The 20,255-nt window shown below is 70.6% G+C and carries 19 protein-coding genes; 17 read left to right on the plus strand and 2 right to left on the minus strand.

Translation table 11 applies throughout. From position 1 onward, the window contains the following. Positions 1-61: 61 nt before the first annotated feature. From ACVFI9_RS09495 to leuA, 9 genes are all read left to right on the plus strand, one after another. Positions 62-1,081 carry a PhoH family protein gene (locus ACVFI9_RS09495; protein ID WP_474766219.1) on the plus strand — a complete coding sequence of 340 codons (1,020 nt, stop codon included), beginning with the start codon at positions 62-64 and terminating at the stop codon, positions 1,079-1,081. Beyond that, a complete protein-coding gene (ybeY, locus tag ACVFI9_RS09500) occupies positions 1,078-1,539 on the plus strand; it encodes an rRNA maturation RNase YbeY (RefSeq protein ID WP_474766034.1) in 462 nt (153 codons plus the stop codon). The genes ACVFI9_RS09495 and ybeY overlap by 4 nt, the downstream gene beginning before the upstream one ends. A gap of 2 nt (positions 1,540-1,541) precedes the next feature. Continuing rightward, entirely contained in the window at positions 1,542-2,858 is a 1,317-nt protein-coding gene (locus tag ACVFI9_RS09505) for a hemolysin family protein (protein WP_474766035.1), read from the plus strand. Beyond that, positions 2,851-3,744 carry a GTPase Era gene (era, locus tag ACVFI9_RS09510; RefSeq protein ID WP_474766036.1) on the plus strand — a complete coding sequence of 298 codons (894 nt, stop codon included), beginning with the start codon at positions 2,851-2,853 and terminating at the stop codon, positions 3,742-3,744. Before ACVFI9_RS09505 ends, era begins: the two co-directional genes overlap by 8 nt. 82 nt (positions 3,745-3,826) lie before the next feature. Then, positions 3,827-5,026 (plus strand): sensor histidine kinase, encoded by a 1,200-nt coding sequence (locus ACVFI9_RS09515; RefSeq protein ID WP_474766038.1) that lies wholly within the window; start codon positions 3,827-3,829, stop codon positions 5,024-5,026. Then, positions 5,023-5,694, plus strand: coding sequence for a response regulator (locus tag ACVFI9_RS09520; RefSeq protein ID WP_474766040.1), 672 nt, complete (start codon positions 5,023-5,025; stop codon positions 5,692-5,694). Before ACVFI9_RS09515 ends, ACVFI9_RS09520 begins: the two co-directional genes overlap by 4 nt. Before the next feature lie 177 nt (positions 5,695-5,871). Next, positions 5,872-6,633 (plus strand): ABC transporter ATP-binding protein, encoded by a 762-nt coding sequence (locus ACVFI9_RS09525; protein WP_474766041.1) that lies wholly within the window; start codon positions 5,872-5,874, stop codon positions 6,631-6,633. Beyond that, positions 6,633-8,030, plus strand: a complete 1,398-nt coding sequence (locus tag ACVFI9_RS09530; protein WP_474766220.1) for an ABC transporter permease — start codon at positions 6,633-6,635, stop codon at positions 8,028-8,030. The genes ACVFI9_RS09525 and ACVFI9_RS09530 overlap by 1 nt, the downstream gene beginning before the upstream one ends. Positions 8,031-8,311: 281 nt before the next feature. After that, a complete protein-coding gene (gene leuA / locus ACVFI9_RS09535; RefSeq protein WP_474766043.1) occupies positions 8,312-10,087 on the plus strand; it encodes a 2-isopropylmalate synthase in 1,776 nt (591 codons plus the stop codon). Positions 10,088-10,148: 61 nt separating this feature from the next. On the opposite strand, the gene ACVFI9_RS09540 is transcribed toward leuA, so the two are convergent. Further along, complete coding sequence (locus ACVFI9_RS09540; RefSeq protein WP_474766045.1) at positions 10,149-10,808, minus strand: trimeric intracellular cation channel family protein; 660 nt, start codon at positions 10,806-10,808, stop codon at positions 10,149-10,151. Between the two features lie 93 nt (positions 10,809-10,901). Here ACVFI9_RS09540 and recO point away from each other — a divergent pair, with 93 nt between their 5' ends. From recO to ACVFI9_RS09560, 4 genes are all read left to right on the plus strand, one after another. After that, positions 10,902-11,639, plus strand: a complete 738-nt coding sequence (gene recO, locus ACVFI9_RS09545) for a DNA repair protein RecO (RefSeq protein ID WP_474766047.1) — start codon at positions 10,902-10,904, stop codon at positions 11,637-11,639. Further along, on the plus strand, positions 11,636-12,442 hold the full coding sequence (locus ACVFI9_RS09550; RefSeq protein ID WP_474766048.1) for an isoprenyl transferase: 807 nt from the start codon (positions 11,636-11,638) through the stop codon (positions 12,440-12,442). The genes recO and ACVFI9_RS09550 overlap by 4 nt, the downstream gene beginning before the upstream one ends. A 162-nt stretch (positions 12,443-12,604) precedes the next feature. Then, on the plus strand, positions 12,605-13,270 hold the full coding sequence (locus tag ACVFI9_RS09555; RefSeq protein ID WP_474766050.1) for a DsbA family oxidoreductase: 666 nt from the start codon (positions 12,605-12,607) through the stop codon (positions 13,268-13,270). After that, positions 13,267-13,440 (plus strand): hypothetical protein, encoded by a 174-nt coding sequence (locus tag ACVFI9_RS09560; protein ID WP_474766052.1) that lies wholly within the window; start codon positions 13,267-13,269, stop codon positions 13,438-13,440. Before ACVFI9_RS09555 ends, ACVFI9_RS09560 begins: the two co-directional genes overlap by 4 nt. Before the next feature lie 3 nt (positions 13,441-13,443). On the opposite strand, the gene ACVFI9_RS09565 is transcribed toward ACVFI9_RS09560, so the two are convergent. Further along, a complete protein-coding gene (locus tag ACVFI9_RS09565; protein WP_474766054.1) occupies positions 13,444-13,926 on the minus strand; it encodes an aminoacyl-tRNA deacylase in 483 nt (160 codons plus the stop codon). 91 nt (positions 13,927-14,017) lie between these two features. Between ACVFI9_RS09565 and dusB the strand changes: the two genes are divergently transcribed. The 4 genes from dusB to ACVFI9_RS09585 all read left to right on the plus strand — a co-directional run bounded on the left by dusB (position 14,018) and on the right by ACVFI9_RS09585 (position 20,228). Beyond that, positions 14,018-15,190: a tRNA dihydrouridine synthase DusB gene (dusB, locus tag ACVFI9_RS09570; protein WP_474766056.1), complete on the plus strand. Its 1,173-nt coding sequence runs from the start codon at positions 14,018-14,020 to the stop codon at positions 15,188-15,190. Continuing rightward, positions 15,162-16,448: a deoxyguanosinetriphosphate triphosphohydrolase gene (locus tag ACVFI9_RS09575; protein WP_474766057.1), complete on the plus strand. Its 1,287-nt coding sequence runs from the start codon at positions 15,162-15,164 to the stop codon at positions 16,446-16,448. The genes dusB and ACVFI9_RS09575 overlap by 29 nt, the downstream gene beginning before the upstream one ends. Before the next feature lie 46 nt (positions 16,449-16,494). Continuing rightward, complete coding sequence (gene dnaG, locus ACVFI9_RS09580; protein WP_474766058.1) at positions 16,495-18,399, plus strand: DNA primase; 1,905 nt, start codon at positions 16,495-16,497, stop codon at positions 18,397-18,399. Between the two features lie 194 nt (positions 18,400-18,593). Beyond that, entirely contained in the window at positions 18,594-20,228 is a 1,635-nt protein-coding gene (locus tag ACVFI9_RS09585) for an ABC transporter substrate-binding protein (RefSeq protein ID WP_474766060.1), read from the plus strand. Positions 20,229-20,255 lie beyond the last annotated feature (27 nt).

The following is a 20,255-nucleotide window of genomic DNA, read 5'->3' on the forward strand; positions in this document are numbered from 1 at the left end:
GCCCGCAGCGCCGCGGCAGGTTCGCGACGATGAGGACCGGCTCCACATCGACGGCATCGCCATGGTACGGCTCCTCGGACCGCAGGACCGCCTGCTCTCGTCGATCGAACGCGAGTATCCCGGCGTCGAGGTGCACGTGCGCGGCAACGAGATCGCCATCCGCGGCGAGACCGAGGAGCGACTGCGCGTCCGCCGCCTCATCGAAGAACTCCTGGAGCTCGTGCGCAGCGGCCAGGACCCCACACCGACCGAAGTGAGGAGCTCCGCCCGGATGCTCGAAGCCGACCCCAACTCCAAGCCCAGCGAGATGCTCGGGCAGGTCATCGTCTCGGCACGCGGCAAGACGATCCGACCGAAGACCGAGGGCCAGCGGCAGTACGTCGATGCGATCGACGAGAACACGATCGTGTTCGGCATCGGCCCCGCCGGTACGGGCAAGACCTACCTCGCCATGGCGAAGGCCGTGCAGGCGCTGCAGCGCAAGGAGGTGAACCGCATCATCCTCACGCGTCCCGCCGTCGAGGCGGGGGAGCGGCTCGGCTTCCTGCCCGGCACCCTCACCGAGAAGATCGACCCCTACCTGCGGCCGCTCTACGACGCCCTCAACGAGATGATGGACCCCGAGCTCGTGCCGAGGCTGCTCGCCTCGGGCACCGTCGAGGTCGCGCCGCTCGCCTACATGCGAGGCCGCACCCTCAACGACTCGTTCGTCGTGCTCGACGAGGCCCAGAACACCACGCCGGAGCAGATGAAGATGTTCCTCACCCGCCTCGGGTTCGGCTCGAAGATGGTCGTCACCGGCGACATCACCCAGGTCGACCTGCCCGGCGGCTCGAGCGGGCTCCGCATCGTGACGCGCATCCTCGAGCACCTCGACGACATCCACTTCGCTCGCTTGACCAGCGATGACGTGGTGCGGCACACGCTCGTGAGCCGCATCGTCGACGCGTACACCGAGTTCGACCAGCGCTCGCAGGCGCAGCGGTTCGAGCGCGAGCAGGCGCGCGAGTTCGCGAACCGCGCGGAGCGGCGCGGCAACGCCCCGCGCGACCACCTGCCGCGGAAGGGCGGCAAGGCATGAGCATCGAGGTCAACAACGAGTCGGGCGTCCAGGTCGACGAGGGCGCACTGCAGCGGCTCGCCGTCTACGCGCTCGACGCCATGCACGTGCACCCTGACGCCGAGCTCGCGATCGTCCTCGTCGACGAGGGCGCAATGGAGCAGCTGCACGTGCAGTGGATGGACGAGCCGGGCCCCACCGACGTGCTGAGCTTCCCGATGGACGAACTCCGGCCCGGCACCGAGGACCAGCCCACGCCGGCCGGACTGCTCGGCGACGTCGTGCTGTGCCCGCAGGTCGCGGAGGCGCAGGCGAAGACGGCGGGGCATCCGCTCTCCGACGAGCTGCTGCTGCTGACCACCCACGGCATCCTGCACCTGCTCGGGTTCGACCACGCCGATGCGGCGGAGGAGAAGGAGATGTTCGGCATCCAGCGCGACATCCTCGTGGGCTTCACGATGCAGGAGCGGCGCCGCTGACCATGCAGCCCTGGCTCTTCATCGGAGCGGCCTTCGTGCTCGTGGCGTTCGGCGGCCTGATGGCGGCGGTCGACTCGGCCATCGGCGTGAGCTCGCGAGCCGACATCACGGACCTCGCCATCGGGGCGCGCGCCAGGCGCTCGCTCCTCGCGATCGCCGAGGACGCGGGCGCGCACGTGAACGCCGTGAACTTCATGCGCATCCTCGCGGAGACCACGGCCGCGGTGCTCGTGACGCTGGCCTTCGCGACGTTCCTCGACAACGTGTGGCTGGTCCTGCTGTACTCGGCGCTCATCATGACCGCGGTCTCGTTCGTGCTCGTGGGTGCGAGCCCGCGCAGCGTGGGCCGGGCGCACGCCGCCGCAGTGCTGCGACTCACCGCGCCCATCGTGCACTTCGTGCGCGTGCTGCTCGGTCCGCTCGCGAATGCGCTCGTGTCCCTCGGCAACCGGGTCACGCCCGGACGCATCCGCTTCGCCGGCGTCTCGAGCGAGGAGCAGCTGCTGAGCATGGTCGACGAGGCGACCGAGCTCGACGTGCTCGAGGAGGGCGATCGCGAGCTCATCCACTCGATCTTCGAGTTCAACGACACCGTGGTGCGCGAGGTGATGGTGCCCCGCACCGACATGATCACGATCGACGCCACCGCGCACCTCGCGCAGGCCATGGCCCTGTTCCTCAAGGCCGGCTTCTCGCGCATCCCGGTGATCGCGAAGGACGCCGACGACGTGATCGGCATCCTGTACCTCCGCGATCTCGCGCGGCTCGGCTTCGAGCGACCCCTCGACGCCGAGACGCTCACCGTCGGCGAGCTCGCCCGTCCGGCCCTGTTCGTGCCGGACTCGATGAAGGCCGACGCGCTGCTGCGCCAGATGCAGCTCGAGTCGAACCACCTCGCCATGGTCGTCGACGAGTACGGCGGCATCGCCGGCCTCGCCACGCTCGAAGACCTCATCGAGGAGCTCGTCGGCGACATCTCCGACGAGTACGACCGTGAGGCAGCCCAGGTCGAAGACCTGGGCGACGGCCGGTTCCGCGTGAACGCGCGCCTGCCCGTCGACGAGCTCGGCGAGCTCTTCGGACTCGACCTCGAAGACGAGGACGTCGACTCCGCCGGGGGCCTGCTGGCCAAGGAGCTCGGCCACCTGCCGCTCCTCGGCGAGCGGGTCACCGTGTCCGGGCTCATCCTCGAGGCCGAACGCACCGAAGGACGGCGCAAGCGCATCTCGACGATCCTCGTGGAACGCGACCAGGCGCTCATCGACGCCCAGTCGGCGTTCGACACCGGCGAGCTCGAAGGAAGGAACCACCGTGGCTGAGTACCGGGCCGGATTCGTCTCGATCGTCGGACGCCCGAACGTCGGCAAGTCGACACTCACCAACGCACTCGTCGGCGAGAAGGTGGCGATCACGAGCTCGAAGCCGCAGACGACGCGACGCGCCATCCGCGGCATCGTGCACCGCGACCACGGGCAGCTCATCCTCGTGGACACCCCGGGGCTGCACCGCCCGCGCACGCTCCTCGGGGAGCGCCTCAACACGCTCGTGCAGTCCACCCTCGGCGACGTCGACGTGATCGCCTTCTGCGTACCCGCGAACGAGGCCATCGGCCCCGGCGACCGGTTCATCAACGAGCAGCTCGACCAGTATCCGCGCGCGAAGAAGGTGGCCATCGTCACCAAGACGGATGCCGCGTCGAAGGCCGAGGTGGCGGAGCAGTTGCTGGCCGTATCCGAGCTGCGCGAATGGGACTCGGTGATCCCGGTGTCGGCGCCGAAGGGCGAGCAGCTCGACGTCCTGGTCGACGAGTTGCTGAAGCTCATGCCCACCTCGGAGCATCCGCTGTACCCGGCAGAGGCGCGCACCGACGAGGACGTCACCGAGCGCATCGCCGAGTTCGTGCGCGAGGCCGCGCTCGAGGGCGTGTCCGACGAGCTGCCGCACTCGATCGCCGTCACCGTCGACGACATGATCGAGCGGGAGGACAAGGACCTGCTCGAGGTCTACGCGAACGTCTTCGTCGAACGCGACAGCCAGAAGGGCATCATCATCGGCAAGGGCGGGCAGCGCCTTCGCGAGGTCGGTGCGACGGCGCGCGCGCAGATCGAGGCGCTGCTCGGCCGCAAGGTGTACCTCGCGTTGCACGTGAAGGTCGCGAAGGACTGGCAGCGCGACCCGAAGCAGCTCGGGCGACTCGGCTTCTGAGCGGCGGGCCGCGCGTACGACTGGAGGATGATTCCGCCGCTCCGCGGCCGGCAGCCGGGGCGGCACGGCATACGGTGGATCGGTGCAGACATCCGTGACCCGAGGCATGATCACGACGGACATCGTGCTCGCCGGGGTCTTCGCGCTCGTCTGCCTGCCGTTCGCGCTGCTCGGCAACGCCGCCGACCTCGTCGCGCTGGCCGGGTTCACGGGCGCGCTCGCGGTGCGCCGTCGCTCGCCGGCGGTCGCCCTCGGGGTGGCGTGGGCCGCCGCCGTGGTGCAGATGGCCGCGCTTCGCGACCTGCAGCTCTACGACACCGCGGTCCTCGGGGTGCTCTACACCACGGCGGCGCGCGGCGACCAGGTGGTCAAGTGGCTCGGCCTCGCGTCGGCCGGTTTCGGCGCCGTGGTCGCGACCGCCTACCTGGGCGTCATGAAGCCGCTGCTCGACGGAGCGTCGTTGCTCGGGAGCCCGAGCAACGCGATCGGCACGTCGCTCGCGATCGGGCTCCTCTTCGTGGCCGCGATCGCCGTGCTGGTGCTCGCCTGGACCGCCGGGCTGCTGGTGCGCACGGTGCGGGACACCCGTGAGACGCGGCGCCGCGAGGAACTCGCGAACCGCCAGCGCGAACTCGCCCAGTACCGCTTCGCGGTCGAGCAGGAGCGCAACCGCATCGCCCGCGACATGCACGACGTCGTCGCCCACTCGCTCGCGGTGGTCATCGCCCAGGCCGACGGCTCCCGGTTCGCCGCCCGCGCGAGACCCGAGGCGGCCGTGGAGGCACTCGACACCATTGCGGGCGTCGCGCGCGGCGCCCTCGGCGACGTACGGCTCCTGCTCGCCGAGCTGCGCCATCACGAGGGCGATGCGCCGCAACCGGTCCTCGACGATCTCGGTCGGCTGATCGACCAGGTGCGCACGACCGGCCTCGACGTGCGGTTCTCCGAGTCGGGCGAGCGCATCGAACTCGGCACCGGGCACCAGATCGCCGTGTACCGCATCGTGCAGGAGGGCCTCACCAACGCGCTCCGCCATGGAGACGCCTCGGCGCCGGTCGACCTCCGCCTCGCGTGGGACGACGCCGGCGTCGACCTCGAGATCGTGAACGCCCTGCGGTCGGATGCCGCGGCCGGCGAGCCGTCGCCGGCCTTCCGCCACGGCATCCCGGGCATGCACGAGCGTGCACAGCTCGCCGGCGGCACGCTCCGGGCCGAAGCGGGCGAGGACGGCAGGTTCCGGCTCACCGCCCGGATCCCCGCCCAGGCGGGGAGGCCCGCATGAGCGGCATCCGCGTCGCCCTCGTCGACGACCAGGCGCTGTTCCGCGCGGGCATCCGCATGCTCGTGGAGTCGCAACCCGACCTCGAGGTCGCCGGGGAGGCGGGAGACGGCGTCGCGGCGGTCGCCCTGGCGGCTCGCTCCCGTCCCGACGTGATGCTCATGGACGTGCGGATGCCGCTGCAGGACGGCATCGCGGCGACCGAGCGCATCCTGGCCGACGCCGATGCCGAGGGACGCACCCCGCCGCGCATCCTCGTGCTCACGACGTTCGACCTCGACGAGAACGCGGCGCGCGCGATCCGGGCGGGCGCGAGCGGATTCGTGCTCAAGGACGCCGACCCCGAGTTCCTGCTCGCCGCCATCCGCACGGTGCACCAGGGCAACCAGGTCATCGCGGCCACCGCCACGCGCGAGCTGTTCGCGCACGTCGGCCGGGGGAACGGCCTGCGTCCGGCGCCGGCCGCCTGGTCGGAGCTCACCCCGCGCGAACGCGAGATCTTCGGGCTCGCGGCGCGGGGCCTGTCGAACTCGGAGATCGCGGCATCCGAGTTCCTCTCGGAGGCGACCGTCAAGACGCACGTGAGCCGCATCCTGGCGAAGCTCTCGTTGCGCGACCGCGTGCAGCTCGTGGTGTTCGCCTACGAGCACGACCTCGGCACCGGCTCCTGAGCCTGTCGAAGGCGGTCCCTGAGCCTGTCGAAGGCGGTCCCTGAGCTTGTCGAAGGGGCCGCTTCGACGGGCTCGGCGACCGACGGGCTCAGCGACCGACGCGTCATCCTCGAGGATGATCCGAGACCACTCCCTGGCCGGATGCCGCCTCGCGACGCCGACCGTAGCGTCGAGACCATGCAGATCCAACCCTCCGACCTCGGCCTCATCGCACGCGTCATCGACCTCGGCAAGCGCTACGGGGAGGGCCCCGGCGCCGTCACCGCGCTGGACGGCGTCTCCCTCGGACTCCGCCGCGGCGAGTTCACGGCCATCATGGGCCCGTCGGGCTCGGGCAAGTCGACCCTGATGCACATCATGGCCGGCCTCGACTCGCCGACCGCCGGACGCGTCTGGCTCGGCGACACCGACATCACCGAACTCACCGACTCCGCGCTCACCGTGCTCCGCCGCCGGCGCATCGGCTTCGTGTTCCAGTCCTTCAACCTCGTGCCGACGCTCGACGCCGCCGGCAACGTGTTGCTCCCGTTCGAACTCGACGGTCGCCGACCGACCCGCGAGGAGCGGGCGTGGATCGACGAGCTCATCGAGACCCTCGGGCTCGCGGCCCGCCTGCGGCACCGGCCGCACGAGCTCTCGGGCGGGCAGCAGCAGCGCGTCGCGATCGCGCGTGCGCTCGCGACCCGGCCCGACCTGCTCTTCGCCGACGAGCCGACGGGCAATCTCGATTCGCGCACCGGACGCGAGGTGCTCGGCCTCCTCGCCGGCGCGAGTGCCGGCTTCGGGCAGTCGATCGCGATGGTGACGCACGACCCGGTGGCGGCCAGCCACGCCGACCGCATCCTGTTCCTCGCAGATGGGCGCATCGTGCGCGACGCACCCCGATCGACGCCCGAGGAGATCTCGTCGTTCATGCTCTCGATGGAGGTCGCGGCGTGATGCGCTCCCGGTTCGCCGACCAGTGGCCCACACTGCTCGTCGCCGCCCTCGCGGGCACCTTCGGCGTGGCGCTGCTGCACGTCACGGGCCTCCTCGCCGCCGCGATCGCCGCCGACGAGGTGACGGGGGAGAGCGACACCGTCGCCCTCATGCTCGGCATCATCGCGGCCGTGTTCATCGTCATCGCCGTGTACGTGAGCGCGATCGTCACCGCGAACACGGTCGCCACCGTCGTGGCCGGCCGCACACGCCTGATCGCGCTGCTCCGCCTCATCGGCTCGACCGCACGGGCTCAGCGTGCGCACATCGCGAAGGAGGGGCTCGGCATCGGGCTCGTCGGCGCCGCGATCGGCGTCGTCGCGGGCACCGGTCTCGCCTTCCTGCTCGAGGAGTTCGCGGTGGCGACCGACATCATGCCTGCGACCGAGTACGGCTACCTCAACCCCGCGATCGTCCTCCCCGCCGTCGCCGTGGTGGTCACGACGTGGCTCGCCTCGTGGGTCGGATCCCGTCGGGTGCTGCGGGTGCGGCCGATCCAGGCGATCGGCAACGCCGCCGAGCCCGACCGTGAAGAGCTCGGTCGTCGCCGGGTGCGCAACGTCAGCGCCGTCGTGCTGTTCGTGCTCGGCATCGGCCTGCTCGTCGCGGGCGTCGTGTGGGGCCTCACGGAGCCCTACGGCGTGCTCGTCGGTATGGCGGGCGGCATCCTCTCGTTCACGGGCATCGTGCTCGGCGCGCACGTCGTGATGCCGCCCGTGCTGCGGCTCGTCGGACGTGCCCTCGGCCGCTCGCCGGCCGCCCGCCTCGCGGCGGAGAACGCCGTGCGCCACCCCGAGCGCAGTTCTCGCATGACGATCGGGCTCGTGATCGGCGTGACCCTCGTCACCACGTTCGCCGTGACCATGGAGTCGTATCGCGCCATGCTCCTCGAGGCGCAGCGCGTGCAGCCCGAGGTGTACGCGGGCATCGACGAGATGCTCAACGTCACGATCGCGGTCTTCACGGTGCTCATCGGGTTCAGCGCCGTCATCGCCGCGATCGGCATGGTGAACACCCTGTCCCTGAGCGTCATGCAGCGCACCCGCGAACTGGGGCTGCTGCGCGCGCTCGGATTCGATCGCGGGCAGTTGCGCCGCATGATCGTGGCCGAGAGCGCAGCACTCACGCTCGCCGCCACCGTGACCGGGATCGTGCTCGGCTTCGGCTACGGCTGGGCGGGCGCGCAGGCGCTGCTCGGCGGCGCGCAGGGGGAGCCGGCGTTCGTGCTGCCCGGCATCCCGTGGGCGATGTTCGGCGGCCTGCTCCTCGCGGCCGGGGTGCTCACGTTCGTTGCATCCGTCGCGCCCGCGCGTCGCGCCATGCGGGTCGCCCCGGTGGTCGCGCTCGCGGTGGAGTGAGTCGAGCGGGCGGATGTCGCGTGGCTGCGGCATCCGCCTGCCCGTGTTTCCGTTCCCGCGTCGCGTCGCCGTTCCATCGGACGCATGACGCGGGAACGGAAACGTCGGGTAGATGCCGCCGGCGTCACGATTGCGTTCCCACGCAACGGCGGTGTTACCCTTGATGCGTGCTTCACGGCCTGCTTCTCCTTAGCTGCCGCAGCGAGTCCTAGTTCACAGGCCTCCCTCGCTGCGGAGTTCGTCGTCGGCTGAATCCATCCGCAGAGCGAGAAGAGCACCCCATGAAGAACACCCAGAAGCCGTCGCCGATGCCCGTGCATCGGTATCGCCCGTACCACGAGCAGATCCGCGTCGACCTGCCCGACCGCACGTGGCCGTCCGCACGCATCGAGCAGGCGCCGCGTTGGTGCGCCGTCGACCTGCGCGACGGCAACCAGGCGCTCATCGACCCCATGAGCCCCGAGCGCAAGCGCATCATGTTCGACATGCTCGTGCGCATGGGCTACAAGGAGATCGAGGTCGGGTTCCCGAGCGCGAGCCAGACCGACTTCGACTTCGTGCGCGGCCTCATCGACGACGGCGCCATTCCCGACGACGTCACCATCCAGGTGCTCACCCAGTCGCGCGACCACCTCATCGAGCGCACCTACGAGTCGATCCGCGGCGCCAAGCAGGCGATCGTGCACCTCTACAACTCGACGAGCATCCTGCAGCGCGAGGTCGTCTTCCGCACCGACCGCCAGGGCGTCATCGACATCGCGCTGCACGGCGCCCGCAAGTGCCGCGAGATGGAGGCGACGGTGCCGGGCACGACCGTGTACTACGAGTACTCGCCCGAGAGTTACACCGGCACTGAGCTCGAGTTCGCCGTCGACGTGTGCAACCAGGTGCTCGAGGTGCTCGAGCCCACGGCAGAGCGCAAGGTGATCATCAACCTGCCCGCGACCGTCGAGATGGCGACGCCCAACGTCTACGCCGACTCGATCGAGTGGATGTCGCGGCACCTGAACCACCGCGAGAACGTGATCCTCTCGCTGCACCCGCACAACGACCGCGGCACGGCCGTCGCCGCCGCAGAACTCGGCTACATGGCCGGGGCCGACCGCATCGAGGGATGCCTGTTCGGCAACGGCGAGCGCACCGGAAACGTCGACCTGGTGGCGCTCGGCATCAACCTTTTCACGCAGGGCATCGACCCGCAGATCGACTTCTCCGACATCGACGAGGTCAAGCGCACCGCCGAGTACTGCAACCAGCTGCCGGTGCCCGAGCGCAGCCCGTGGGCGGGCGACCTCGTGTACACCGCGTTCTCGGGGTCGCACCAGGACGCGATCAAGAAGGGCTTCGAGGCCATGGAGGCGCGCGCCGCCGAGCGCGGCATCAACGTCGATGACCTCGAATGGGCGGTGCCCTACCTGCCGGTCGACCCGAAGGACCTCGGGCGAAGCTACGAGGCCGTCATCCGCGTCAACTCGCAGTCGGGCAAGGGCGGCGTCGCGTACCTGCTGAAGACCGACCACGCGCTCGACCTGCCGCGCCGCCTGCAGATCGAGTTCTCGGGCGTCGTGCAGGCCAAGACCGACGCCGAGGGCGGCGAGGTCTCGAGCGACGAGATCTGGCGCATCTTCAACGACGAGTACCTGCCGGCCCCGCAGGACCGCCCCGACGAGAAGTGGGGACGATTCGAACTGCTGTCGCTGCGCACCGAGAGCGACCTCACGGGCGACGTGCGGGTGCGCGTCGGACTCCGCGACGGCGACGAGCGCGTCGAGGCCGACGGCTCGGGCAACGGCCCGGTCGCGGCGTTCCTCTCGGTGCTCGCCGCCGAGGGCGTCGACGTGCGCGTGCTCGACTACAGCGAGCATGCCCTGTCGGCCGGGGGCGACGCCCTCGCCGCGGCCTACGTCGAGTGCCAGGTCGAGGGCCGCACGCTGTGGGGCGTCGGCGTCGACGCCGACATCTCCACCGCGTCGCTGAAGGCCGTCGTCTCGGCCGTCAACCGGGCGCTGCGCGGATCGCGCGTCGCGGCCCCGGCGCGCGAGGCGGTCACCGTCTAGGTGGATTCGAGCAGCGGATGCCGCGTCCCGCACTCGCGGGCGCGGCATCCGTCGTCCGTGGTCAGGGCCGGCGCCACACGCGCCAGGTGGCGATGGCGCGCTGCTCTGGAAGGCTCCAGCCGAACCGCACCGAGCCGAGCCGGATCGCCGTGGTCACGATGACGCACGCCGTCGCTGCGACGGTGATGTTCGCCCCGAGGGCGACGAGCACCACGATGAGCACCGTCCCGACGCCGGCCGCCACCGCGTAGAGCGACCCGACGTGCATGAGGGCGATCGGCAGGTTGAGCGACACGTCGCGCAGGATGGAGCCGCCCACCGCCGACACGACGCCGACGAAGAGCGCGGGTACCTCGGGCACGCCGTACGCGAGCGCCTTCGTCGTGCCGATGGCGGCGAAGAGGCCGATCGTCACGGCGTCGAGCGCGATGATGAGCGGGTTGAGCCGCGTGAACAGGCGCAGCAGCGCCATGCCGACGAGCGCGGCGAGCGTCGCGACGAGCAGGTACCAGTTGCTCTTCATCGCGGCGGGCATCTGGTTGATCAGGATGTCGCGGAGGAGGCCTCCGCCCAGCCCGACGAGGATGCCGATGAGCGCCACGCCGAGGAGGTCGAGCCGGCGCTCCTTCAGCCGGCCCGCGAACATGGCGCCCTGCAGAGCGCCGACGGCCACCGCCGCGAGGTCGGCCCAGAGCGGGATCTCGAACGGCGCGAGGGTCATGCGTCGGTTGTACCACGCGGGGACCGTCGACCGGAGCGCCGGTGACGCGTGGCCGTCGACCGGGCTGCCGGTGGACGGTGGGAGAATCGAGAGGTGCCCGTGTACCGAGATGAAGCCGTCGTGCTGCGCACCCACAAGCTGGGTGAGGCCGACCGCATCGTCACGCTCCTCACCCGCCGTCACGGCAAGGTGCGGGCCGTCGCCAAGGGCGTGCGCCGCACGGGCTCGAAGTTCGGGGCGCGTCTCGAGCCCTTCATGGTCGCCGACCTGCAGCTCTACGAGGGCCGCACGCTCGACGTGATCACGCAGGCCGAGTCGCTCGGTTCGTACGGCGCCGAGATCACGCAGGACTACGCGGCGTACACGGCCGCGAACGCCATGGTCGAGGCGGCCGACAAGCTCACCGAGGCCGAGGGGTCGCTGCAGCAGTACCTGCTGCTCGTGGGCGCGCTGCGCTCGCTCGCCCGCGCCGAGCACGGGGCCAGCCTCACGCTCGACTCCTACCTGCTGCGCGCGCTCGCCCTCGCCGGGTGGGCGCCGAGCTTCCAGGACTGCGCGCGCTGCGGCAGAGCCGGCGAGCACACGGCGGTCGTCGTGCAGCTCGGCGGCGTGGTCTGCGACGAGGATGCCCCGCCGGGCACGCCGCGCATCGCCGGCTCGACCGTGGCACTGCTCGGGTCGCTGCTCGCCGGCGACTGGGCGCACGCCGAGGCCGCGACATCCGTCGACCGCAACCAGGCGAGCGGTATCGTCGCCGCGTACACCCAGTGGCACCTCGAGCGCGGACTCCGCTCGCTGCCGCACGTCTCCAGAGAAACGACCACCACGTGACCCCCAAGCCCTACACGCATCGCGACGCCGTGCCGTACAAGCCCCTCGACTGGACGGGCCTGTACCCGCCCGAACTGCCGAAGGGCGCGGTGCCAGAGCATGTCGCGATCGTCATGGACGGCAACGGGCGGTGGGCGAACCGCCGTGGGCTCACGCGCATCGAGGGCCACAAGGCGGGCGAGGCTGCCCTGCTCGACGTCGTCGCCGGCGCCGTGCAGATCGGCGTGAAGCACCTCTCGGTGTACGCGTTCTCGACCGAGAACTGGAAGCGCTCGCCCGAGGAGGTGCGCTTCCTCATGGGCTACAACCGCGACGTGCTGCACCGGCGGCGCGACCAGCTCAACGAGTGGGGCGTGCGCATCCGCTGGGCGGGCCGCCGGCCGCGACTCTGGGCATCGGTCATCAACGAGCTGCAGTACGCCGAGCGACTGACGGCGGGCAACGACACCCTGACCCTCACGATGTGCGTGAACTACGGCGGGCGGAACGAGATCACCGACGCCGTGCGGTCGATCGCCGACGACGTGGCATCCGGTCGGCTCCGCCCGTCTGCGGTGACCGAGAAGCTCATCGCCAAGCGGCTGTACGTGCCCGAGCTGCCCGACGTCGACCTGTTCGTGCGCAGCTCTGGGGAGCAGCGCACGTCGAACTTCCTGCTCTGGCAGTCGGCGTACGCCGAGATGGTGTTCCTCGACACGCTGTGGCCCGACTTCTCGCGGGTCGACCTGTGGCAGGCGGTCGAGCTGTACGCCGGGCGCAACCGGCGCTTCGGCGGGGCGGTGGACGCGCCGGCCGCGTCCTGAGGCTCGCTTCTCACCTGCTCGCCGGCGCGGGCGGCACGTTCTCGCCTGAGCGGCCCGAGTTCGGGCCGCCTTGGCGAGCGAAGGCCGCCGCGAGCCGCTGCGCCGCTGCCGAGTGGGACCGAGGCGGGAATACGCCGGTGGATGCATCCGTTCGCATATGTCGTGACGTCCCCCATCAAGATCGACATCTGGTCCGACATCGCCTGCCCCTGGTGCTACATCGGCAAGCGGCACCTCGAGGGCGGCATCGCCGCGCTCGGCGACGACGCGCCGGAGGTGGAGATCGAGTACCACTCGTTCGAGCTCGCCCCCGACACGCCCGTCGACTTCGAGGGCTCCGAGATCGACTTCCTCGCGGGCCACAAGCGCATCCCCGTCGAGCAGGCGCAGATGATGATCGACCGAGTCACCGGCATCGCCGCCCAGGCCGGGCTCGACTACGACTACGACGCGCTGCAGCACACCAAGACGCTCAAGGCCCACGAGCTGCTGCACTTCGCGAAGGAGCAGGGCCTGCAGCTCGAGCTCTCGGAGCGCCTCTTCCGCGCGTACTTCACCGAGGGCCGCCACGTCGGTCGTGTCGAGGAACTCGTCGAGCTCGCCGCCGAGGTCGGGCTCGATGCGGATGCCGCGCGAGCGGCGCTCGAGTCAGGCCGATACGGCGCGGCGGTGCAGGCCGACATCGCCCAGGCCGGCGCCTACGGCATCCAGGGCGTGCCCTTCTTCGTCTTCGAGGGCAAGTACGGCGTCTCGGGCGCCCAGCCCGCCGAGGTGTTCTCGCAGGTGCTCACGCAGGTGGCCGGCGAGCGCGACGGGGCCGCGGCGTGAGCGACGCCGCGATGCCGCAGGCGACGGATGCCCCGTCGACGGATGCCCCGTCGACGGATGCCCCGTCGACGGATGCCCCGTCGCCGTCGCCGTTCACCATGGTGGCCGGCGACCCGGCCGCGATGGTGTGCGAAGGCGACGTCTGCTCCATCCCCGGGCTGGGGGAGTAGTCCCTACTCCGGCTCGGTGATGTCGGCGACCGTCGCGTCGAACGCGCGCACCAGCGCGTCGGCGTCGACGAACAGGCTCCGGCCGTGCTCGCCCGCGCCCATCGACACGCGGCGGCCCGGAATCGTCGCATCGACGACGACCGGCCAGGCCGTCGTCGAGCCGAGCGGCGTGATGGTGCCGCGCTCGTAGCCGGTCGCGGCGAGGGCGAGCGAGGCATCCGGAAGCTGCAGCTTGTTCACGCCGAGGAGCGCGCGCAGCTTCGGCCACGAGATCTTGCGGCCGCCCGGCACGAGCGCGAACACGTAGGTGTCGTCGCTCTTCTTCACGACGAGCGACTTCACGATGTCCGCGGGCGTGATCCCCAGGATCTCGGCGGCCTCCTCGAGGCTGCGGGCGGCCGGTCGCTCGATGATCTCGATGTCGAGGCCCCGAGCCGCGGCATCCGCCCGCACCCGCTCCGCACCCGTCAGCGTGCCGTCGGTCATCTCGTCCTCCACACCTCGTCTTCCTCGGAATCCTAGGCGTGCCACGCCACCGAGGGTGACCAGGCCCCGATCTCTGGGAGAATCGAAGGCGATGCCCTCCACCACCACGCTTCCCGCGGGCCCGCTGTCCATCGGCGGGCTCGAACTCGACGTCCCCGTCGTGCTGGCACCGATGGCCGGCATCACGAACACCGCGTTCCGGCGACTCTGCCGCGAGTTCGGCGCGGGGCTCTACGTCTCCGAGATGATCACGTCGCGCGCGCTCGTCGAGCGCACCCCCGAGTCGATGCGCCTCATCACGCACCACGAGTCCGAGACGCCGCGGTCGATCCAGCTCTACGGCGTCGACCCGAAGACCGTCGCCGAGGCGGTCACGATGCTCGTCGCCGAAGACCGCGCCGACCACATCGACCTGAACTTCGGATGCCCCGTGCCCAAGGTCACCCGCAAGGGCGGCGGTGCCGCCCTCCCGTGGAAGAGCGGGCTCTTCCGCGCCATCGTCGAGGGTGCGGTGCAGGCGGCCGGCGACATCCCGCTCACCGTGAAGATGCGCAAGGGCATCGACGCCGACCACCTCACCTATCTCGAGGCGGGCCGCATCGCCGAGGGTGCCGGGGTCGCCGCGGTCGCGCTGCATGCCCGCACAGCCGCCGAGTTCTACTCGGGCGAGGCCGACTGGTCGGCCATCGCGAAGCTCAAGCAGACCGTCACGAGCGTGCCGGTGCTCGGGAACGGCGACATCTGGTCGGCCGACGACGCACTGCGCATGGTCGCCGAGACCGGCTGCGACGGTGTGGTCGTGGGTCGCGGATGCCTCGGCCGCCCGTGGCTCTTCGGCGACCTCGCGGCGGCGTTCCGCCCTTCGACAGGCTCAGGGACCGAGCGCAAGGCCGAGCCGACGCTGGGGGAGGTCGCGCAGACGTTCCGCCGCCACGCGGAGCTGCTCACCGAGTTCTTCGACAGCGAGGAGCGCGGCTGCCGCGACATCCGCAAGCACGTCGCCTGGTACTTCAAGGGCTACCCGGTCGGCGGTGAGCTGCGGGCGAAGCTCGCGACCGTCGAGTCGCTCGCCCAGCTCGACGAGCTGCTCGGCACGCTCGACTGGTCGATGCCGTACCCGGGCGAGGGCGCCGAAGGACCGCGGGGCCGTGCGGGCACGCCGAAGAGCCCCGCGCTGCCCGCGGGGTGGCTCGATTCCCAGGAGCTCGCCGGCGACGACCGCACCACCCTCGTCGATGCCGAGCTCGACACGAGCGGCGGCTGACGTGCGAGAGCGACTGTTCGGCGGCTACGGCGACGCCGACATCGAGCGGCGCCTGCCCGAGCGGCACACGTCGGGCCGCAGCGACTTCGCGCGCGACCGGGCCCGGCTGCTCCACTCGAGCGCGCTGCGGCGCCTGGCGGCGAAGACGCAGGTGCTGAGCCCCACGGCGGGGCTCGATTTCGCCCGCAACCGGCTCACGCACTCGCTCGAGGTCGCGCAGGTCGGCCGCGAGCTGGCCGCGAGCCTCGGCCTCGATCCCGACGTCGTCGACACGGCCTGCCTCGCGCACGACCTCGGCCATCCGCCGTTCGGCCACAACGGCGAGAAGGCCCTCAACACGTGGGCGGCCGACATCGGCGGTTTCGAGGGCAACGCGCAGACGCTCCGCCTCCTCACCCGGCTCGAGCCGAAGGTCTTCGGCGCCGACGGCCGCAGCCACGGCCTCAACCTCACCCGCGCGAGCCTCGACGCGAGCTGCAAGTACCCGTGGCCCGAGCAGAACGCCGTCGCCGATCCGAGCGGGCGCGCCAAGTTCGGCTTCTACCACGACGACGCCGACGTGTTCACGTGGCTGCGCCGGGGGGCACCCGAGCGCCGGCCCTGCATCGAGGCGCAGGTCATGGACCTCTCCGACGACATCGCCTACTCGGTGCACGACTTCGAAGACGCCATCGTCAACGGCTACGTCGACGTGGCCGCCCTCGGTGCACGCGTCGACCACGACGCGCTCGTCTCCTCGATGTACGAGTGGATCGGCGGCGCCATCGGCCACGACGAGCTCATCGCGGCGTTCGACCGGCTGGATTCGCTCGACGGCTGGATGGATTCGTGGAGCGGCAGCCGCCGCGACCAGGCGCAGCTGAAGAACCTCACGAGCCAGCTCATCGGCCGGTTCGCGCACGCCGCGACGGATGCCACGCGCTCGGCCTTCCCGCTGGCGAGCCTCATCCGCTTCGACGCCGACGTCGTCGTGCCGCGCGAGATCCAGGCCGAGATCGCCGTGCTCAAGGGCATCGTCGCCGCCTTCGTGATGTCGAAGAACACGAGGCAGCCCATCTACGCGCAGCAGCGGCAGGTGCTCACCTCGCTCGCCGAGATGCTGCACGAGACCGGCGACCGGCACCTCGACGCGGGCTTCGCCGAGGACTGGCGGGCGGCCGACGACGACGCTGCGCGCAAGCGCGTGGTCGTCGACCAGGTCGCGAGCCTCACCGACCAGTCCGCGCTCGCCTGGTACGAGCGCCTCGTGCAGCGGTGACGCCCTGCCGCCCTTCGACGGGCTCAGGGAAACTAGGATGAGAGCCATGGCGGGCCGGATTCGACAGAGCGATGTCGAGGAGGTCAAGGCCCGCACGAACATCGCCGACATCGTCGGAGAGCATGTCAGCCTCAAGTCGGCCGGGGTCGGCTCGCTGAAGGGGCTCTGCCCGTTCCACGACGAGCGCAGCCCGAGCTTCCACGTGCGCCCGCAGCTCGGGTACTACCACTGCTTCGGCTGCGGCGAGTCGGGCGACGTGTACACGTTCCTGCAGCGCATGGACCACGTGTCGTTCACCGAGGCGGTCGAACGCCTCGCCGGTCGCATCGGCTTCGAGCTCCACTACGAAGACGGGGGACAGGCCTCCGATCACGGCAACCGCGCGCGGCTCCTCGCCGCGAACCAGGCCGCCGCCGAGTTCTTCGTCGAGCGGCTCGGCTCGCCCGAAGCCGAGCCGGCTCGCCGGTTCCTCGGCGAGCGCGGATTCGACGCCGAGGCGGCGCGCCACTTCGGCGTCGGCTTCGCTCCGAAGAGCTGGGATGCGCTCACCAACCACCTCGAGGCCCGTGGCTACACGACCGAGGAGCTCGCGGCATCCGGCCTCGTCTCCCAGGGCGACCGAGGGGTGTACGACCGGTTCCGCGGCCGGCTGATCTGGCCGATCCGGGATGTCACGGGCCAGACGGTCGGGTTCGGCGCCCGCAAGCTCCTCGACGACGACCAGGGGCCCAAGTACCTCAACACGCCCGAGACGGCGATCTACCACAAGGCGCAGGTGCTGTACGGGCTCGACCTCGCCAAACGCGACATCGCGAAGACGCACCGGGTGGTGCTCGTCGAGGGCTACACCGACGTGATGGCCTGCCACCTCGCGGGCGTGACCACGGCGATCGCGACGTCGGGCACCTCGTTCGGCGTCGAGCACATCAAGGTGCTCCGTCGTGTGCTCGGCGACGACTCCAGCCTCGGCGAGGTGGTCTTCACCTTCGACGGCGACGCGGCCGGGCAGCAGGCGGCGATGCGTGCGTTCGCCGAGGAGCAGCGGTTCGCCGCGCAGACGTTCGTCGCGGTCGCTCCCGACGGGCTCGACCCGTGCGACCTGCGCCTGGCGCGCGGCGACGCGGCCGTGCGTGCCCTCATCGAGACCAAGACCCCGATGTTCGAGTTCGTGATCCGGCACAGCCTCTCGCGGTACGACCTCGAGACGGTCGAGGGCCGCGTCGCCGCGCTCCGCACCACCGCGCCGATCGTCGCCGAGATCCGCGACCCCGCGCTGCGCCCGGGCTACACGCGCGAGCTGGCGCGCATGCTCGGCATGGAGCTCGGCGAGGTGACGCAGGCCGTGCGATCGGCGATCACCGGCCGCGGCGGCCACGGTGGCCAAGGCGGCCAAGGGGAGCGGCGCAGCCCGGTGCGCGACGCCGGCGACGCGCAGCCGGCGACGAGCAGGACCCCGGCGACGGATGCCCCGCAGCGGCCGTTCTCGATCACCGAACTGCCGAACGACCCCTCGACCAGGCTCGAGCGCGATGTGCTGCAGGCGATGATCCAGGCCCCCGACGTAGTCGGCCCCGACCTCCTCCGACAGGCGGTCGACTGCCGGTTCGGCAACGCGACGCTCGCGGTCATCCGCGACGGCATCGCGTCGGTGCTCGCCTCGGGCGACGCGTCGCTGCGGGTCGACCGTCTCATCGACGAGGTTCCCGCGCCGTTCGCGGGCGTCGTGCGGCAGCTCGCGGTCGCGCCCGTGCCGCAACGCACCGACGACGAGCTGGCCGTCTACGTCAGGGGCATCGTCACCTCGCTCATCGACCGGGAGCTCCTGCGTCAGAAGTCCGAGCTCCTCGGGCGACTGCAGCGCACCGATCGCACCGACACCGCCACGTTCACGGCGTTGCAGCGGGCCCTCGTGGAGCTCGAGACCGAGCGTCGGAGCCTGCGCGGCGATTGAGCGGCATCCGCCGCCCTCGTGCGCATCTGCGCACAGGTCCTGCGGCCAAGGTTGCAGATCGATAAACATTCCTCCGTGTGGTTGGGCGGTCCTGCAAGATTCCCGGGCGCGTGTGCTAGTCCTGAGAGATACGACAGCGCGCGCCGCGGTACACCGCTGCGCGTTTCAGTCCTGACAGGAAGAGGTAGACGGATATGACATCCGCATCCACGAACCGGCGGCGCGCGCTCATCGCGACTGCCGGTCTCTCGGTGGCAGCCCTCGCCCTCGCCGGTTGCTCGGCAGGCGGCGGCGGGAGCACCGAGGCGGCTGGCGGCACGTTGACGGTCGGCACAACCGACAAGGTCACGACGCTCGACCCGGCCGGTTCGTACGACAACGGCTCGCTCGCCGTGCAGACGCAGGTCTTCCCGTACCTGCTCAACACCGACTACCAGAGCACCGACGTGGTCCCCGACCTCGCCGAGTCGGCCGAGTTCACCTCGCCGACCGAGTTCACGGTGACGCTCCCCGAGGGCCTCAAGTGGGCCAACGGCAACGACCTCACCTCGGCCGACGTGAAGTTCACGTTCGACCGGCAGCTCGCGATCGCCGACGAGAACGGCCCGTCGAGCCTGCTCTACAACCTCGACAGCGTCGACGCTCCCGATGACACCACGGTCGTCTTCAACCTGAAGGCCGAGAACGACCAGGTGTTCCCGCTCATCCTCACGAGCTTCCCGGGCGCGATCGTCGACGACGAGGTCTTCGCCGCCGACGAGCTGACCCCCGACGACGCCATCGTCGAGGCCAACGCCTTCGCCGGCCCGTACGTGATCACGAGCTACGACTTCAACAACCTGGTGTCGTTCAAGGCGAACCCCGAGTACCAGGGCCTGCTCGCCGAGCCCAAGACCGAGACGGTCAACCTGAAGTACTACGCCGAGTCCTCGAACATGAAGCTCGACGTGCAGGAGGGCAACATCGACGTCGCGTACCGGAGCCTCTCCTCGACCGACATCGAGGACCTCAAGGGCAACGACAGCGTCAAGGTCGTCGAGGGCCCGGGTGGCGAGATCCGCTACATCGTGTTCAACTTCGACACGATGCCGTTCGGTGCGAAGACGCCTGACGCCGACCCGGCGAAGTCCCTCGCCGTGCGCCAGGCCATGGCCGACCTCCTCGACCGCGACGAGCTCTCGGAGCAGGTCTACAAGGGCACCTACACGCCCCTGTACTCCTACATCCCCGCGGGTCTCGCCGGTGCGATCGAGCCGCTCAAGGAGCTGTACGGCGACGGTGCGGGCGCGCCCGACCCCGCCAAGGCCGAGGAGCGTCTCGCGGCAGCGGGCGTCACCACGCCGGTCGAGCTGAACCTGCAGTACTCGAACGACCACTACGGCCCCTCGTCGGCCGACGAGTACGCGCTCATCAAGGACCAGCTGGAGGCATCCGGCCTGTTCACGGTGAACCTGCAGACGACCGAGTGGGTGCAGTACTCGAAGGATCGCACGGCCGACGTGTACCCGGCGTACCAGCTCGGCTGGTTCCCCGACTACTCCGACGCCGACAACTACCTGACGCCGTTCTTCCTGGTCGAGAACTTCCTCTCGAACCACTACGTGAACCAGGAAGTCAACGACCTCATCATCCAGCAGGCGTCGGAGGCCGACCCGGCCGCCCGCACCGCGCTGATCGAAGAGATCCAGCAGAAGGTCGCCGGCGACCTGTCGACGCTGCCGTACCTCCAGGGTGCGCAGGTCGTCGTCGTGGGCTCCGATGTCGAAGGCGCCGAGGACACCCTCGACGCGTCCTTCAAGTTCCGCTTCGCGGCGCTCTCGAAGGGCTGAGCCGGCAGAACTGCTGAACGGCTAGAG

Source organism: Agromyces sp. NSFZ (genome assembly GCF_056156205.1).

What these genes read in the sequence shown, in the direction of transcription:
- ACVFI9_RS09525 (WP_474766041.1), top strand. Translation starts at nt 5,872, where the DNA reads ATGCAGATCCAACCCTCCGACCTCGGCCTCATCGCACGCGTCATCGAC.
- leuA (WP_474766043.1), top strand. Translation starts at nt 8,312, where the DNA reads ATGAAGAACACCCAGAAGCCGTCGCCGATGCCCGTGCATCGGTATCGC.
- ACVFI9_RS09495 (WP_474766219.1), top strand. Translation starts at nt 62, where the DNA reads ATGGTACGGCTCCTCGGACCGCAGGACCGCCTGCTCTCGTCGATCGAA.
- ACVFI9_RS09520 (WP_474766040.1), top strand. Translation starts at nt 5,023, where the DNA reads ATGAGCGGCATCCGCGTCGCCCTCGTCGACGACCAGGCGCTGTTCCGC.
- dnaG (WP_474766058.1), top strand. Translation starts at nt 16,495, where the DNA reads ATGGCGGGCCGGATTCGACAGAGCGATGTCGAGGAGGTCAAGGCCCGC.
- ACVFI9_RS09530 (WP_474766220.1), top strand. Translation starts at nt 6,633, where the DNA reads ATGCGCTCCCGGTTCGCCGACCAGTGGCCCACACTGCTCGTCGCCGCC.
- ybeY (WP_474766034.1), top strand. Translation starts at nt 1,078, where the DNA reads ATGAGCATCGAGGTCAACAACGAGTCGGGCGTCCAGGTCGACGAGGGC.
- ACVFI9_RS09575 (WP_474766057.1), top strand. Translation starts at nt 15,162, where the DNA reads ATGCCGAGCTCGACACGAGCGGCGGCTGACGTGCGAGAGCGACTGTTC.
- ACVFI9_RS09505 (WP_474766035.1), top strand. Translation starts at nt 1,542, where the DNA reads ATGCAGCCCTGGCTCTTCATCGGAGCGGCCTTCGTGCTCGTGGCGTTC.
- dusB (WP_474766056.1), top strand. Translation starts at nt 14,018, where the DNA reads ATGCCCTCCACCACCACGCTTCCCGCGGGCCCGCTGTCCATCGGCGGG.
- ACVFI9_RS09565 (WP_474766054.1), bottom strand. Translation starts at nt 13,926, where the DNA reads ATGACCGACGGCACGCTGACGGGTGCGGAGCGGGTGCGGGCGGATGCC.
- ACVFI9_RS09585 (WP_474766060.1), top strand. Translation starts at nt 18,594, where the DNA reads ATGACATCCGCATCCACGAACCGGCGGCGCGCGCTCATCGCGACTGCC.
- ACVFI9_RS09540 (WP_474766045.1), bottom strand. Translation starts at nt 10,808, where the DNA reads ATGACCCTCGCGCCGTTCGAGATCCCGCTCTGGGCCGACCTCGCGGCG.